Origin of the sequence: Saccharothrix sp. ST-888, assembly GCF_000955975.1 — a bacterium.
GTDB lineage: Bacteria > Actinomycetota > Actinomycetes > Streptomycetales > Streptomycetaceae > Kitasatospora.
Genome location: NZ_JYJF01000297.1, coordinates 1 through 915 on the forward strand (window position 1 = coordinate 1; position 915 = coordinate 915).

General features: G+C 66.0%; 1 pseudogene. It reads right to left on the minus strand.

Annotated features, from left to right (window positions below):
• Positions 1-915, minus strand: a pseudogene (locus UK12_RS32740) (DNA polymerase III subunit alpha); the annotation flags it as partial.

A 915-nucleotide genomic window follows, 5' to 3' on the forward strand; every position in this document is an offset into this window, starting at 1 on the left:
CGATTTGTTGAACGCGTAGCCGGCGAACGGCACCAGGACGTCCCACACGGCCTGGATGGCCTCGTCGGAGTAGCCGCGTTCCCGGCAGCCGGCCTGGAATGGGACGAACTCCTTCTCCAGGACCTCCTTCTTCTTCTTGCCCATCGCGCGGCGGAGCAGGTCTGCCTGGCCCAGGCTGTAGCCGGCCAGCACCTGAGCGGCTCGCTGCACCTGCTCCTGGTAGACGATCAGACCGTAGGTGGGGCCGAGGACCTCGCTGAGCGGGGCTTCCAGCTCGGGGTGGATCGGGATGATCTCCTGCTGGGCGTTCTTGCGCAGGGCGTAGTTGGTGTGCGAGTTCATGCCCATCGGGCCGGGCCGGTACAGGGCGCTGACGGCGGAGATGTCGGCGAACTCGGTGGGCTTCATCAGCTTGAGCAGGGCGCGCATGGGGCCGCCGTCGAGCTGGAACACGCCCAGGGTGTCGCCCCGGGCGAGCAGCTGGTAGGTGGTGGGGTCGTCCAGCGCGATCTTCTCGATGTCGACCTCGGCGCCCCGGTTGGCCTTGATGATCTTGATGCAGTGGTCGATGATGCCCAGGTTCCGCAGGCCCAGGAAGTCCATCTTGATCAGGCCCATGGCTTCGCACGACGGGTAGTCGAAGCCGGTGATGATCACGCCATCCTTGTCCCGCTTGTGCAGCGGGATCAGGCCGAGCAGCGGGGTGGAGGAGAGGATGACGGCGGCGGCGTGCACGCCGGTCCCTCGGATCAGGCCCTCGATGCCCATGCCGGTGTCGATAATCTTCTTGACGTCCGGCTCGTTCTGATAGAGGGAGCGGATCTCGGTGCCCTCGTTGTAGCGCGGGTGCTTCTCGTTGAAGAGATCGGCGAGCGGGACGCCCTTGCCCATGACGTCCGGGGGCATCGCCTTGGT